We start from the raw sequence: 14284 nt of genomic DNA on the forward strand, positions 1-14284 counted from the left end.
TGTCACATGGCAAGAATGGAGGATCAAAGGGAACTGCGCTGTTCATTTTGCGGTAAGATGCAGGCGCAGGTACAGCGTTTGATCGCCGGCCCGGGCGTCTGCATCTGCAACGAATGCGTGGAGCTGTGCCAGAGTGTTTTGGATGACGATGCCCCTCCGCAGCGCTCCAGCCGTCACCAGCGGCCGGAGCAGCAACAGATTACTGTATATAAGCCGCGTGAGATTAAAGAAAAACTGGACGAATATGTGATCGGGCAGGACCAAGCGAAGCGTGCGCTCTCGGTCGCGGTCTATAACCACTATAAGCGCATCTATTTCGGGGACATGGGGGATGTTGAGCTGAACAAGTCGAATATCCTTCTGCTCGGCCCGACAGGCGTGGGCAAAACCCTGCTGGCGCAGACCCTCGCGCGGATGCTCAATGTTCCGTTTGCCATCGCGGATGCAACCACCCTGACCGAAGCGGGCTATGTCGGCGAGGATGTTGAAAACATCCTTCTTCGGCTGCTTCAGGCGGCAGATTATGATGTGGAGCGTGCGCAGAAAGGGATTATCTACATCGACGAGATCGACAAGATCACCCGCAAGAGTGAGAACCCTTCGATCACCCGTGATGTTTCGGGTGAAGGTGTGCAGCAGGCACTGCTGAAAATCCTGGAAGGTACGGTTGCGAACGTCCCGCCCGCAGGAGGGCGGAAGCACCCTCAGCAGGAATTTATCCAAATTGACACAAGGGACATCCTGTTTATCTGCGGCGGCGCGTTCGAGGGGATCGAAAAGATCATCGAACGCCGTACAGATAAGAGTTCCCTCGGGTTTGGATCGACCATCAAAGATGCAAAAGCGATCGACCAGCTGGTGCACCAGGTTACGCCGCAGGATTTGATCCGTTTTGGGATGATTCCCGAAATGATCGGGCGCATCCCGCTGATTACTGTCCTCGAAGCACTCGACCGGGAAGCGTTGGTCCGCATCCTCACCGAGCCAAAAAATTCGATCGTCCGGCAGTATCAGCAGTTCTTCAGGCTGGATAATATCGAGCTGGTCTTTGAACCGGAAGCGTTAGAGGCGGTCGCTGACCGCGCGATCGAACGGAAAACCGGAGCACGCGGCCTGCATGCGATCATGGAGGATGTACTGGGAGATTTGATGTACGAGTCACCTTCGGATCATACCATTAAAAAGATTACGATAACCAAAAACTGCGTGACCGAAGAAGAGAAGCCGGTTTGCGAATTCGATCCGGCCCGGCGTCCGCAGAGGCTCCAGATTACAGCAGCCCGGCGTCCGGTCCGTCCTCGCAGGGACAGCGCTTCTTGAATTTGAAAAGTAGAAATTTGGAAGATAAAAACCGTATTGACGCGGGCTGCGTTAATACGGTTTTTATGGAGTGTAGAATCTGTAGCTTTTTAGAATCGTCTCCTGTTTCCAGAGGATGTACAGGGAAATTGGAAGCGGGATTGTAACAAAACTGTTAAAATTCAGAAAAGATCAAAAAAGGGGGTTGATTTTTAGAAAATTTGTATTATTATAATATTAGCACTCGAGAATAATGAGTGCTAAAGCGAGTTTTCAATTTAATTTTTATATTGGAGGAATTGTAATGACAATCAAACCATTGGCAGACAGAGTTGTCACGAAGATGGTAGAGGCCGAGGAGACCACCAAGAGCGGCATCATCCTCGCAGGTTCGGCGAAAGAGAAACCGGAGATCGCGGAAGTGCTGGCAGTTGGGCCGGGCGGCATGGTGGATGGCAAGGAAGTCACCATGACAGTCAAAGTGGGCGATAAGGTGCTCATGAGCAAATATTCTGGAAGCCAGGTCAAGGTGGACGGGGAAGAATACACCATTCTTCGTCAGGGCGACATCCTCGCGATCGTGGAATAAGCCTGTCTCAGTCAATTTTTTATGGAATGAAAGGAAGATGAACCATTATGGCAAAAGTAATTGCTTACGGCGAGGAAGCCAGAAAGTCGCTTCAGGCCGGTATTGATAAACTCGCGGATACTGTTAAGATTACCCTTGGCCCCAAAGGGCGCAACGTGGTTCTGGATAAGAAGTTCGGCGCCCCGCTGATTACCAATGACGGTGTGACGATCGCGAAAGAGATCGAGCTGGGCGACGCGTTCGAGAATATGGGCGCACAGCTGGTGAAAGAGGTTGCAACCAAGACCAACGACGCAGCCGGCGACGGTACCACCACCGCAACCCTGCTGGCACAGGCGCTCGTCCGCGAGGGAATGAAGAATGTCGCTTCCGGTGCAAACCCGATGATCGTAAAAAAAGGCATGGCGAAAGCAGTGGATGCTGCGGTTGAGGCGATCAAGGAGAATTCCAAGAAGGTCAAAGGCAGCGAGGATATTGCCCGCGTTGGTTCGGTTTCTTCGGGTGACGAGTTTATCGGCAAACTGATTGCGGAAGCGATGGAGAAAGTTTCGGCTGATGGCGTTATCACAATTGAAGAGTCCAAGACCGCCGAGACCTATACCGAGGTGGTCGAAGGAATGCAGTTCGACCGCGGCTATATCACCCCGTATATGGTCACCGATACCGAGAAGATGGAGGCAGTTCTGGATGACGCTTACATCCTGATCACCGACAAGAAGATTTCCAACATCCAGGAGATCCTGCCGTTGCTCGAGCAGGTGGTTCAGGGCGGCAAAAAGCTGCTGATTATCGCTGAGGATGTCGAGGGCGAGGCACTCTCCACCCTGATCGTTAACCGCCTGCGTGGTACCTTCACCTGTGTTGCAGTCAAGGCTCCGGGATTCGGCGACCGCCGGAAAGATATGCTCCGTGATATTGCGATCCTCACCGGCGGCGAGGTCATCAGCGAGGAGCTGGGTCTCGAACTGAAAGATACCCAGTTCAGCCAGCTCGGACGTGCACGTCAGGTCGTGATCCAGAAAGAGAACACGATCATCGTTGATGGCTCAGGCGACAGCAAGGAGATCAAAGATCGGGTCAGCCAGATCCGCGCACAGATCGAAACCACGACCAGCGATTACGACAAAGAGAAGCTGCAGGAGCGCCTGGCAAAACTGGCGGGCGGTGTCGCGGTTATCAAGGTCGGTGCAGCGACTGAGATCGAGATGAAAGAGAAGAAACTCCGCATTGAGGATGCGCTGGCTTCCACCAAAGCAGCTGTGGAGGAAGGCATCGTTGCAGGCGGCGGTATCGCTCCGCTGAATGCGACTGCGGCGGTTGAAAAACTGATCCCGACCCTCGACGGTGACGAGAAAACCGGTGCAAAGATCGTCCTGCGCGCGCTGGAGGAGCCTGTCCGCCAGATCGCTGCGAATGCCGGCATGGAAGGTTCGGTCATCATCGACACGATCAAACGCTCTGAGAAGGTTGGCTATGGCTTCGATTTCTACAAAGAGACTTACGGCGATATGATCGAACTCGGCATCGTCGATCCGACCAAGGTTACCAGAAGCGCAATCCAGAATGCGGCTTCGGTTGCAGCGATGGTTCTGACCACCGAATCGCTGGTTGCTGACGAGAAAGAGGAAAATCCGGCTCCTGCAATGCCTGCTGGCGGCATGGGCGGCATGTACTGATTTGAGAAAATAAGAGCTTTCGACCCCCTGCATCGTTCTGGTGCAGGGGTTTACTTTTATGATGGATTGTGCTAATATAGAAAAGTTAATCTTGAAATCTGTAGACATGCCATGACAGAAAGGAATGAGAAGATGGAGGCAAGAAAAGAGAACAAGATGGGCACTATGCCGGTTAGCAGGCTGCTCATCAGTATGTCGCTCCCAATCATGATTTCGATGCTGGTGCAGGCGATGTACAACATCGTAGACAGTATTTTTGTGGCGCAGGTGAGCGAGAATGCCCTGACTGCGGTTTCTCTGGCATTTCCGGTTCAAAACCTGATGATCGCGGTATCGGTGGGTACCGGTGTGGGTATCAACTCGCTGCTCTCCCGCAGGCTGGGGGAACGCAATTTCGAGGACGCGAATGCTACCGCGGAAAATGGGCTTGTCCTGGCGGTCATCAGCGCGGCATTGTTTGCCCTGTTTGGCGGGCTGTTTTCAGAGCAGTTCTTCCGGCTGTTTACCCAGACCGAGGAGATTGTCGAGATGGGGACCGGTTATCTTACCATCTGCACAGTGTTTTCCTTCGGGATTTTTTTACAGGTCACAGCCGAGCGGATCATGCAGTCGACAGGCAACACGATCTACAATATGATTACACAGGGGATCGGCGCGATCACCAATATTATCCTTGACCCGATCCTGATTTTTGGTCTGTACGGGATGCCCGCGATGGGCGTCAACGGTGCGGCGGCCGCAACCGTGGTGGGACAGATTCTGGCGATGGTGCTTGGTCTGCTCTTCAACGTCCTGTTCAACCATGACGTCAGGATCAGCTTCAAAGGGTTCCGTCCCAACCTGCGCATTATCCGGGAAATCTATAAGGTCGGTGTGCCTTCGATCATTATGCAGTCGATCGCAACCGTCATGACAATCGGGATGAACAAAATCCTGATTCCCTTTACCGAAACAGCGGTTTCGGTGTTCGGCGTCTATTTCAAGCTGCAGAGCTTTGTCTTTATGCCGGTGTTCGGACTGACCAATGGGCTGGTGCCGATCGTGGCTTATAACTATGGAGCGCGCAAAAAGGAACGGATCATTCATGCGGTCAAGGATGCGGCGCTCTATGCATTCAGCATCATGGCATTGGGTTTGCTGATCTTTCAGACAATGCCGGTGCAGCTCCTGCGGATGTTCAAAGCCTCCGATTCGATGCTGGCCATCGGTGTGCCTGCCCTGCGGCTGATCAGCATCAGCTTTTTGGGGGCGGGCGTATCGATCGTCTTTTCGTCGGTTTTCCAGGCGGTCGGAAACGGCGTGCTCAGTCTGGTGACTTCGGTTGCGCGCCAGCTGATCGTTATTCTGCCGGTGGCGTGGCTGATGGCGCGCGAGTTTGGCCTGAATGCGGTCTGGTTGTCGTTCCCGATCGCGGAGGCGGTTTCCCTGCTGCTTTCGTTGATTTTCTACCACCATGTCTATCAGACGATGATCGAACCGCTTTTCGAGGAAGAGCCTGCGTGAGCACAGGACAGATGAAGAAAAAAGAAATGTAATGCTGGAGGAAAAGTGGGGGGATTTCGCGTGGAGAATCAGGTCAGATTGTGTTGCCCCTGTTTGTTTGGGCTGGAAAGTGTACTTTCGTTTGAGATTAAAAAGATCGGCGGAGAAAATTTGGAGGTGACGGATGGCCGCATCTTTTTTGATGGGGACCTTTCGATGGTCGCGCGCGCGAACCTCTGGCTTCGCACCGCCGAACGGGTGGGAATTGTAATCGGCAGGTTCCGCGCGGAATCGTTTACCGAGCTGTTCGACCAGACTGCGGCCCTCCCTTGGGAACGGTTTATCGGTGTGGACGACCGGTTTCCGGTGAAAGGTTCGTCGCTCAATTCCAAACTGCACAGTGTCCCGGACTGCCAGAAGATTGTCAAACGGGCGATCGTGCGGAGGTTTGAGCAGGTCTATCACCAAAGCCTGTTCAACGAGACGGGTGCACTTTATCAGGTGCAGTGCTCTATCTATAAGGATATGGTAACCCTCCTGCTTGATACGACCGGTGCGGGCCTGCATAAACGCGGCTACCGCAGCAATGCGAATGAAGCGCCGATCAAAGAGACGCTTGCCGCCGGGATCGTCGATCTGGCGCGGGTGCGCGGGGATTCGCTGGTCTATGATCCGATGTGTGGTTCAGGTACATTGGTGATCGAAGCGGCGATGAAGGCGCTGAACATCGCGCCGGGCATCCGCCGCAGGTTCACCGCGCAGGACTGGCGGTGTTTTCAGGATGGCACCTTCGAGCGGGAACGGCGGGAAGCAGTTGCGCAGGTGCGGCGGGATGCTGCATTTTTGGCTTACGCTTCGGACAACGATCCGGAATCGGTTCGTCTGACGCAGGAGAACGCCGTCAAAGCCGGGGTAGCCTCCCGGATCAAGGTGAAGCGGGCGGACCTCTCGGACTTCCGTCCGCTGGACACCGAACGGCCAGGAATCGTGCTGACCAATCCGCCTTATGGGGAGCGTCTGCTTGACTTACAGGAGGCGGAACAGATCTGCCGCACGATGGGGGAGGTCTTTGTTCCCGGCGACCGAACCGGTTACTATATCATCAGCCCGCACGACTCGTTTGAAGAGCTGTTCGGGCGGCCTGCCGCCCGCCGCCGGAAGCTCTACAACGGTTCGATTCGCTGCCAGCTTTTCATGTATTTCCAGAAGCCGGACAAGCACCCGCGCGGGTCCGCCGAATCCAGCGATGATACCAAGCACACTTGATAAAGAATGTTTTTTTCGAGTAGCCTTGATTATAGCGATCAGATCGAGCCGCCTGTCAGTTTTTTGACTGACAGGCGGCTGCATTTCTTGTCCGTTTTCTGCATAGATTGAAACAAAGGGAAGAAAAGGGGAGTATGCAGGATGGCAGAACGGAGAGCGCGCCGGAGGATTCCGGGACGGGACAGACAGCAGGATACAGGAGCAGGGCTGCTTTTGGGGCAGATCGTGATCTGTGCGGCAGCGGTAGCGGTGGCACTGGGGCTATCCACAGCGAACCCAATGCAGGCTGCGGCCGTTTCTCCAAAGATTCAGCTGCTGATGACCGCAGAAAAGGTCACACTGCCGGAACAGGCGGTCATAGCGGCAAAGGAACAGGGGGGGATGCTTTGGAACCGCACCCGTGAAACCGTTCTTGGATGGCTCGAACTGCTGCTGCGCGACAACCGGCATCCCGCTGCTGTACAGGAGACAGCCGGAGAGGAGCTGAATGGCGTGGGTGGCTGGACGGGGACTGACGACCAGTCCCACCTTCCTGCATCCTGTTCCCTCGCGCCGCTGTTCTGTTCCGCACAGGTGGAACCGCCGGTCAGCGGGCGGGTGACCTCGTTTTATGGGTTCCGCATCCATCCGCTGACCGCGGCAGACGACTTTCATCGGGGGCTGGATATTGCGGCGCCATCTGGCGCAGGGATTCATACCCCGCTTCCCGGCAGAGTGGCCGAGATTGGGGAATCGGCGATCTATGGCAACTATGTCACGCTGGATCATGGAAATGGCTGCCAGACCACCTACTGCCACTGTGCGGAGATTATCGTGGAGCAGGGGGCCAACCTGCGCAAGGGGGAGCTGATCGCGCGGGTGGGAAGTACGGGAATTTCGACCGGCCCGCATCTGCATTTTGAGGTGCAGAAAAATGGGGTTTATTTTAATCCTGCATGGGTCGTGGATGGGATGGAAGGCTATGGAATTTAGAGCAGGCGGGACAAGGGTGTCCTTTTCATTCGGTTTTTTCGCGGTACTCGCGGTTTATATGCTGGTCGACCGGGAAGGGATTGGGCTTCCTGCACTTGCAGCGGTTGTCCTGCACGAGAGCGGGCATATCGTCCTGATGCGGTTGACCGGTTATCAGATTCCGGAGATGCGGTTCAGCCCGTTTGGAGTGCAGATCGAGCGTTGGGGGCTTTTGCCGGACGGGCGGGAAGCGGCGGTCTATCTCGGAGGCGTGCTTGCGAATCTGCTTACCGGAGGAATCGTCTGGCTGTTCTGCGGCTGGAATCTGTTTACCATCGTGAGCCTGGGCTTGATCCTGTTCAATCTGCTTCCGGTCGGCCGGCTGGACGGTGGACAGCTCCTGCGGCTGGCGTTGGGACGGGGCTGCTCTCCCGAACACGCCGATCGCCTGCAAAAATGGATTGGATTTCTGGTGCTGACACCGCTTTTCGCCTATGGATTTTACCTGGCTGCACAGGGGAACTACACCCTCCTGCTGACAGCGGGCTATCTAGCGGTTACCCTTCTGCGTGGTTGACAGGAGGGCTTTCTTTTTCGTCTTTTTTCGGAGAGGGGGCGGTCAGGCGAACAGAGGTGAAAACGCAGATCAGGAGATAAACGGTCAGGGCGCTTCCCCACTCCAGGAAGGCCAGGTGGGGCCTGGGATACAGCCGCCAAAGGGCTGTCACAGCCATATGGACTGGGGAATAGGCGAAAAACCAGACTGAAATTCGGTAAAACAGTCCGCGGGAGTCCTGCACTGCGCGGGTACCGAAATATGCGAGAAAACCGGCTTCAAAGGCAATCACTCCGACGAGATTCAGCGTCAGACCAATCCAAACCATCAGTTCGGACTGAATGAACCGTCCTATCAGCCCGCACAGGCACGCGAGCGACTGCATCCCGACCAGCAGCAGGACTGCCGCCTGCTGTTTCTGTTTTGTGTACCGGCTGATTTGGTCTTCGGCTGCGTCCGGGGGTTCCGGCTCGCTGTCATTCAGCAGGAAATCGACGGTCACACCAAACCGTTTGCTGATCCGTAGCAGGTTCGGCGCGTCGGGAAGCGCTGTACCCATCTCCCAACGGGAGACAGCCTGTCTCGACACTTCCAGATGTGCGGCCAGATCCTCCTGGGACAGCCCTTCCCGTTTCCGCAGATGTAGGAGTTTTTCTGCAAAGTTCATTCAAAACACCTCCGAGCTGATTTCCCTCATTATATCATTTTCCTGTATTTTGTCTACCGCATCGACTTTACATTCCCGCAACCGGATGTAACATCTGTGCCATGCCAGAAAAATACGGTAAAAAACAAAGAAATTCAGCGCTTGAACAGAGAATACGCCTTGAATTTACCTGCACTCTCCGATATAATAGAAAAATAACCTGTAAATCTGCCTATATTGGAGGAAAAGATACATGCGCAAGCAACTGGAAAAGGTCTACGATCCCAAACAGGTCGAGGACAGAACCTATCAATTTTGGATGGACGGCAACTACTTCCATGCAGAAGTGGACCCCAAAAAGGAGCCGTATACCATCGTTATCCCGCCGCCTAACATTACTGGACAGCTCCACATGGGACATGCCCTTGACGAAACCTTTCAGGACATCCTGATCCGCTGGCGCAGGATGCAGGGGCGCAGTGCGCTCTGGCTGCCGGGGACCGACCACGCTTCGATCGCGACCGAAGCGAAGATCGTCGAGGCGATGCGCGCCGAAGGGCTGACCAAAGAGGGGATTGGCCGGGAGAAGTTCTTAGAACGCGCATGGGAATGGAAAAAACAGTATGGCGGGCGGATTGTCAGCCAGCTGAAAAAGTTGGGTTCCTCCTGCGATTGGGAACGTGAGCGGTTCACGATGGATGAGGGCTGCAACAAGGCGGTCAAGGAGGTGTTCGTCAATCTCTATGAAAAGGGCCTGATCTACCGCAGCGAACGGATTATCAACTGGTGCCCCCACTGCAAAACCTCGATCTCCGAAGCAGAGGTCACCTACGAGGAAAAAGCGGGGCACTTCTGGCATATCAATTACCCGATTGTGGGGACTGACCGGATGCTCGAGGTCGCGACCACCCGCCCGGAGACGATGCTCGGCGATACCGCAGTCGCAGTGCATCCGGATGACGAGCGGTACAAGGACCTGATAGGAAAGATGGTTCTGCTGCCGATCGTGAACAAGGAAATTCCGATTATCGCTGATACCTATGTCGAGATGGATTTCGGCACCGGTGTGGTAAAGATTACCCCGGCGCATGATCCGAACGACTTCGAGGTTGGCCTGCGACACAACCTGCCGGTTATCAATGTGCTGAATGAGGATGCGACCATCAACGAGAACGGTGGAAAATATGCTGGCATGACCCGCGAGGAATGCCGTAAAGCGATCGTCTCTGATCTCGAAGCGGGTGGATTCCTCAAAGAGGTGGAGGACTACAGCCACAACGTCGGAAGCTGCTATCGGTGCAGCACCATCATCGAGCCGCGCGTGTCCAAGCAGTGGTTTGTCCGGATGGAGCCGCTTGCCAAGCCCGCTAACGAAGCTGTGCGGGCGGGCAAAACGAAGTTTGTCCCCGAGCGGTTCGACAAAATCTACTTCAACTGGATGGACAACGTAAAAGACTGGTGCATCTCCCGTCAGCTCTGGTGGGGACACCGAATTCCAGCATGGCATTGTGCCGACTGCGGGGAGATCACCGTCTCCAAAGAGGAGGTTCACGAGTGCGCCCACTGCCACAGCGGGAACGTCCATCAGGACCCCGACACCCTTGACACCTGGTTCAGCTCGGCGCTCTGGCCATTTTCGACCCTTGGATGGCCGGACAAAACCGAAGAGCTGAAATATTTCTACCCAACCAACACGTTGGTCACTGCTTATGACATCATCTTTTTCTGGGTTGCGCGGATGATCTTTTCCGGTATTGCACATATGGGGGAGGTTCCGTTTGATACGGTGCTGATCCATGGCCTTGTGCGTGATGCGCAGGGACGCAAGATGTCCAAGAGCCTGGGCAACGGGATCGACCCGCTGGAGATTATTGACCAGTATGGCGCGGATGCGCTCCGCTTTACCCTCGCGACCGGAAACAGTCCGGGCAATGATATGCGTTTCTCGGACGAGAAGGTCAACGCCTCCCGCAACTTTGCGAATAAGCTCTGGAACGCCAGCCGGTTTATCCTGATGAACCTCTCGGACGAGGTGGATGTGGTCAAGTTACCGGATACCCTCACAGTTGAGGACAAGTGGGTACTTTCCAAATACAATACGCTGGTGAAGGATGTCACCGAAAATCTCGAGAAATTTGAACTGGGGATGGCGGTACAGAAGCTCTATGACTTCATCTGGGATATCTTCTGCGACTGGTATATAGAGCTCTGCAAATCCCGGCTGCAAGCGGGTGGAGCATCTTCGCTTGGCGCACAGCAGGTGCTGGTCTATGTCATGGAGGGCACTCTCAAGCTGCTGCATCCGTTTATGCCGTTCATCACCGAGGAAATCTGGCAGGCGCTCCCGCACGAAGGGGAGAGTATCATGGTTTCCGCATGGCCGGTCTATACCCCGTCGCTCGCTTTCGCCAAGGAGGAGGCTGACTTTGAGAAGGTCATGGATGCGATCCGCGCAGTCCGCAACCGCCGCGCCGAGATGAATGTCCCTCCCTCCAGAAAGGCGCAGCTCTGTATCGCCACCGGGGAACCGGAGGTGTTCGAGCAGGGACGCCCGTTCCTCCAGCGGCTGGCGTCCGCTTCTGAGGTGACAGTGGCGGATAGCTTCACAATGGAAGGTGCGGTTCAGGTCATCACCAATGCGGCGCGCATCTTCATCCCGATGGATGAGCTGGTCGATAAGGAAAAGGAGATTGCCCGTTTGAACAAGGAGAAGGAGAAGGTGGAGAAGGAGATTGGGGCCCTCTCTAAAAAATTGGACAACCCTGGCTTCGTCTCCAAAGCACCGGCAGCAGTTGTCGAGGGCGAGCGCGCCAAGCTCCAGCAGCAGAAGGAGCGTCTTGCCCGGATCGAAGAGTCGATCGCGGTATTCCAATAAGCAATCCGCAAGGGTTTCGCCCTCCTGTAAAAAGGCGGGGCGGAACCTTTGTTGCATAAGGGAGATTCTCTATTTCTAAGAAAGGAAGGAAAAGGGTTGAGGCGCTGCATTGTGGCAGCCGGTGTCGTCACACAAACCATCGAAACAAATACAGGAGGAATTTTCCATGACGATACCGGAACAGAAAATCTATCCTCGAACAGGGGATACCCAGACGGTTTATCTGAAAAATGTGATTACAAATCCCAACATTCTGGTAGGGGAATACAGCATCTACAACGATTTTGAAAACGACCCAACCCGGTTTGAATGTCAGAACGTGCTTTATCATTATCCAATCAACCACGATAGGCTGGTGATCGGGAAATTCTGCTCAATCGCCTGTGGTGCGAAATTTTTATTCAACAGTGCCAACCATACCCTCCGGTCATTATCCACCTACCCGTTTCCCCTGTTTTTCGAAGAATGGGGATTACAGAAAGAACGTGTGGCCGATTCTTGGGACAATAAAGGGGACATTGTGATTGGGAATGATGTCTGGATTGGGTATCAGGCGGTAATTCTGTCGGGGGTCACTATCGGGGACGGCGCGATTGTCGGTTCCCGCGCGGTTGTGACAAAGGATGTGCCGGCCTATACCATTGTATGCGGGGTCCCGGCGAAACCGATCCGCCGGCGTTTCCCCGAAACAACGGTACAGAAACTGTTACAGTTACAATGGTGGGACTGGCCGGAGGAGCGGATTGCCGAAAATATCGCGGCGATTCAGTCCGGCAGGATCGAACAGATCGTATAATTTTAATCTTTAGAGCTGTTCTTACATTTGTTGGAAATGAAAAGCGGCACTGAGAACACCAAACCAAAGGGGGTTATTATGGATTATCAGGAGGCTTTGGCCTACATCCATTCCCACAGACGCTTTGGCGCAAAGCCTGGTCTGGAACGGATGCGGGCTTTGCTCACACTGCTCGGCAACCCACAGGAGCAGCTTTCCTGTGTGCACATAGCGGGCACCAACGGCAAAGGCTCGACCGTTGCGATGATTGCAAGCGTCCTGCGGGCAGCAGGTTATAAAACCGGTATGTATATTTCGCCGTACGTGCTGGAATACCGGGAGCGGATACAGGTAAATGGCGAGATGATCCCGCGAGATGCGCTGGTGCGACTGGTCGAGCGGATACAGCCGTTTGCCGAACAGGCGGGGGAACTCACCGAGTTTGAACTGAATACCGCGCTTGCGTTTTGCTGGTTTGCCGAGCAGGGTTGCGGCATTGTCGTTCTGGAAACCGGCCTGGGCGGACGGTTTGACGCCACCAACGTGATTCAACATCCGCTGCTCTGTGTGATTACCTCGATCGGGCTGGATCATACCGAGATTCTTGGGGATACCCTCGCACAGATTGCCGCAGAAAAGTGCGGAATCTGCAAACCGGGGGTGCGTACGGTGGTCAGCGCGCGGCAGGCTCCGGAAGCATTCGAGATCATCCGGCAGCATGTTGTCGGGCGGAATGGTGCGGTGATGGTCAGCGTGTCCGACGTCGAGCTGGAACAGACGCTTGCGACCGCCCAAATGCGTATTTCGGGCAGTGAGATCAGCTTGAACGGATTGAAGCTGCATCTGCCGCTTGCGGGGGAACACCAAATTTTGAATGCATGGACAGCGTTTACCGCTTTGCACGAGCTATCGAAAAAAGGATTTCCCAAAGCGGCGCAAGCGTCCGCACTCCGGAGCGGTTTGGAATCGGTGCGGTTCCCGGTGCGGATCGAGACGGTCTGCACCGACCCGCTGACCATCCTGGATGGCGCACACAACCCGCAGGGGGCGCAGACCCTTGCCCGCGCACTTGAGATGCTCGGCGAAACCCCGGTCACCGGGGTGATGGGGGTGCTCTCCGATAAGGACAGTGCCGGTGCGCTCGATGCCCTTGCGCCGCGGTTCCGGAGGTTGATCTGTGTCACGCCGGATAATCCCCGCGCGCTCGATGCACACGATCTAGCGGCGCGGGCGGACGCACTGGGATTGCAGTCGTCGGCAGCGCACACACTCGAGGAAGGGCTGTTCCTCGCACAGGCAGTTGCAAAATCCGAACAGGGGGCGGTGGTAGTCTGCGGGTCGCTTTACCTGGCGGCGCAGGCGCGTAAACTCCTGCTTAAAAAGGAGGCAGACGGATGCGGCTGATCGGTTCCCAATATCGGGAGACGGGTGCCTTTTTTCGGAAGAAACTCGCATTCCCGACACTTTTCTGTACTCTGTTTTTCTTTTCAGTGGTCTTTTTGAGCGGTTGGGTATTCCAGCAAAATCAAGAGCTGCTTGAACAGGCCACAGAACAGATTTTTACCCTGTTTGAGGGAAAGAATCTTGAAATTGAAGGGCACATCAGCCCGCTTCTGCTGCTTGCAAACAATCTGATTGCAAGTGCGGAAGGGATGCTGCTCGGATTGATCCCATTCCTTTTTCTGCCGCTTGTGACATTGGCGATCAATGCGGCGGTGATCGGTGGGTTGGGCGCCTATTCCATTCAACTGCTCGGCTGGCGCTTTATTCTGGCGGGCATCCTGCCGCATGGAATATTCGAACTGCCAGCGCTTTTGCTTGCGGGTGCAATGGGAGTGCGGCTCTGCCTCGAGATGATCCGGTGGGTCCTTCGTAAGCCCTGCACCCACACGTTTCCCGAACTGTTGATGGAGACGGCGCGGTTTTTCCTGTTGATTGTTACCCCGCTGCTGGTTCTTGCGGGACTGGCAGAAGGATATCTGACTCCGCTTGTGCTCGAGCTGGTTATGGGTGGCGTTTAGAGAATCTTTGAAGAGAAGGCTTTTTTGTTCGTAAAAAGCCTTCTCTTTTCGCGTCCCGGACTCGTAGTCTTTCTTTAAGACTGGCGAAATTTTGGACTCGGTACGCTTTTGGGACATCAGCCGCATGAGAAACAGATTCCCAGCGGAA

At 54.8% G+C, this 14284-nt stretch carries 12 protein-coding genes; 11 read left to right on the plus strand and 1 reads right to left on the minus strand.

Features of this window, described 5'->3' with window-relative positions; genetic code table 11:
• Positions 1 to 6: 6 nt before the first annotated feature.
• The 7 genes from clpX to C814_RS09060 all read left to right on the plus strand — a co-directional run bounded on the left by clpX (position 7) and on the right by C814_RS09060 (position 7840).
• Complete coding sequence (gene clpX, locus C814_RS09035) at positions 7 to 1320, plus strand: ATP-dependent Clp protease ATP-binding subunit ClpX (RefSeq protein ID WP_016315361.1); 1314 nt, start codon at positions 7 to 9, stop codon at positions 1318 to 1320.
• A gap of 283 nt (positions 1321 to 1603) precedes the next feature.
• Positions 1604 to 1888: a co-chaperone GroES gene (gene groES, locus C814_RS09040; RefSeq protein WP_016315362.1), complete on the plus strand. Its 285-nt coding sequence runs from the start codon at positions 1604 to 1606 to the stop codon at positions 1886 to 1888.
• Positions 1889 to 1935: 47 nt separating this feature from the next.
• Entirely contained in the window at positions 1936 to 3564 is a 1629-nt protein-coding gene (groL, locus tag C814_RS09045; protein ID WP_016315363.1) for a chaperonin GroEL, read from the plus strand.
• 132 nt (positions 3565 to 3696) lie between these two features.
• Positions 3697 to 5067 carry an MATE family efflux transporter gene (locus tag C814_RS09050; RefSeq protein WP_016315364.1) on the plus strand — a complete coding sequence of 457 codons (1371 nt, stop codon included), beginning with the start codon at positions 3697 to 3699 and terminating at the stop codon, positions 5065 to 5067.
• A gap of 60 nt (positions 5068 to 5127) precedes the next feature.
• A complete protein-coding gene (locus C814_RS09055) occupies positions 5128 to 6312 on the plus strand; it encodes a THUMP domain-containing class I SAM-dependent RNA methyltransferase (RefSeq protein WP_051142425.1) in 1185 nt (394 codons plus the stop codon).
• A gap of 141 nt (positions 6313 to 6453) precedes the next feature.
• Positions 6454 to 7284, plus strand: coding sequence for a M23 family metallopeptidase (locus C814_RS22095; protein WP_016315366.1), 831 nt, complete (start codon positions 6454 to 6456; stop codon positions 7282 to 7284).
• Positions 7274 to 7840, plus strand: a complete 567-nt coding sequence (locus C814_RS09060; protein ID WP_120481712.1) for a site-2 protease family protein — start codon at positions 7274 to 7276, stop codon at positions 7838 to 7840. Before C814_RS22095 ends, C814_RS09060 begins: the two co-directional genes overlap by 11 nt.
• Here C814_RS09060 and C814_RS22100 read toward each other — a convergent pair.
• On the minus strand, positions 7821 to 8486 hold the full coding sequence (locus C814_RS22100) for a helix-turn-helix domain-containing protein (RefSeq protein ID WP_016315368.1): 666 nt from the start codon (positions 8484 to 8486) through the stop codon (positions 7821 to 7823). The two genes, C814_RS09060 and C814_RS22100, sit on opposite strands and share 20 nt — an antisense overlap.
• A 232-nt stretch (positions 8487 to 8718) precedes the next feature.
• Here C814_RS22100 and C814_RS09070 point away from each other — a divergent pair, with 232 nt between their 5' ends.
• From C814_RS09070 to C814_RS22105, 4 genes are all read left to right on the plus strand, one after another.
• The gene (locus C814_RS09070; protein ID WP_016315369.1) at positions 8719 to 11340 is read left to right on the plus strand and encodes a valine--tRNA ligase; all 2622 of its coding nucleotides are present in this window, start codon (positions 8719 to 8721) and stop codon (positions 11338 to 11340) included.
• Positions 11341 to 11506: 166 nt separating this feature from the next.
• Positions 11507 to 12136, plus strand: coding sequence for a CatB-related O-acetyltransferase (locus C814_RS09075; protein ID WP_016315370.1), 630 nt, complete (start codon positions 11507 to 11509; stop codon positions 12134 to 12136).
• Positions 12137 to 12214: 78 nt separating this feature from the next.
• Positions 12215 to 13519 carry a bifunctional folylpolyglutamate synthase/dihydrofolate synthase gene (locus tag C814_RS09080; RefSeq protein ID WP_016315371.1) on the plus strand — a complete coding sequence of 435 codons (1305 nt, stop codon included), beginning with the start codon at positions 12215 to 12217 and terminating at the stop codon, positions 13517 to 13519.
• Complete coding sequence (locus tag C814_RS22105; protein ID WP_016315372.1) at positions 13510 to 14136, plus strand: stage II sporulation protein M; 627 nt, start codon at positions 13510 to 13512, stop codon at positions 14134 to 14136. The genes C814_RS09080 and C814_RS22105 overlap by 10 nt, the downstream gene beginning before the upstream one ends.
• Positions 14137 to 14284 lie beyond the last annotated feature (148 nt).

It is taken from the genome of Anaerotruncus sp. G3(2012) (genome assembly GCF_000403395.2).
Lineage (GTDB): Bacteria > Bacillota > Clostridia > Oscillospirales > Ruminococcaceae > Anaerotruncus.

What these genes read in the sequence shown, in the direction of transcription:
- groES (WP_016315362.1), top strand. Translation starts at nt 1,604, where the DNA reads ATGACAATCAAACCATTGGCAGACAGAGTTGTCACGAAGATGGTAGAG.
- clpX (WP_016315361.1), top strand. Translation starts at nt 7, where the DNA reads ATGGCAAGAATGGAGGATCAAAGGGAACTGCGCTGTTCATTTTGCGGT.
- C814_RS22100 (WP_016315368.1), bottom strand. Translation starts at nt 8,486, where the DNA reads ATGAACTTTGCAGAAAAACTCCTACATCTGCGGAAACGGGAAGGGCTG.
- C814_RS09050 (WP_016315364.1), top strand. Translation starts at nt 3,697, where the DNA reads ATGGAGGCAAGAAAAGAGAACAAGATGGGCACTATGCCGGTTAGCAGG.
- C814_RS09080 (WP_016315371.1), top strand. Translation starts at nt 12,215, where the DNA reads ATGGATTATCAGGAGGCTTTGGCCTACATCCATTCCCACAGACGCTTT.
- C814_RS22095 (WP_016315366.1), top strand. Translation starts at nt 6,454, where the DNA reads ATGGCAGAACGGAGAGCGCGCCGGAGGATTCCGGGACGGGACAGACAG.
- C814_RS09060 (WP_120481712.1), top strand. Translation starts at nt 7,274, where the DNA reads ATGGAATTTAGAGCAGGCGGGACAAGGGTGTCCTTTTCATTCGGTTTT.
- C814_RS09070 (WP_016315369.1), top strand. Translation starts at nt 8,719, where the DNA reads ATGCGCAAGCAACTGGAAAAGGTCTACGATCCCAAACAGGTCGAGGAC.
- C814_RS22105 (WP_016315372.1), top strand. Translation starts at nt 13,510, where the DNA reads ATGCGGCTGATCGGTTCCCAATATCGGGAGACGGGTGCCTTTTTTCGG.
- C814_RS09075 (WP_016315370.1), top strand. Translation starts at nt 11,507, where the DNA reads ATGACGATACCGGAACAGAAAATCTATCCTCGAACAGGGGATACCCAG.
- groL (WP_016315363.1), top strand. Translation starts at nt 1,936, where the DNA reads ATGGCAAAAGTAATTGCTTACGGCGAGGAAGCCAGAAAGTCGCTTCAG.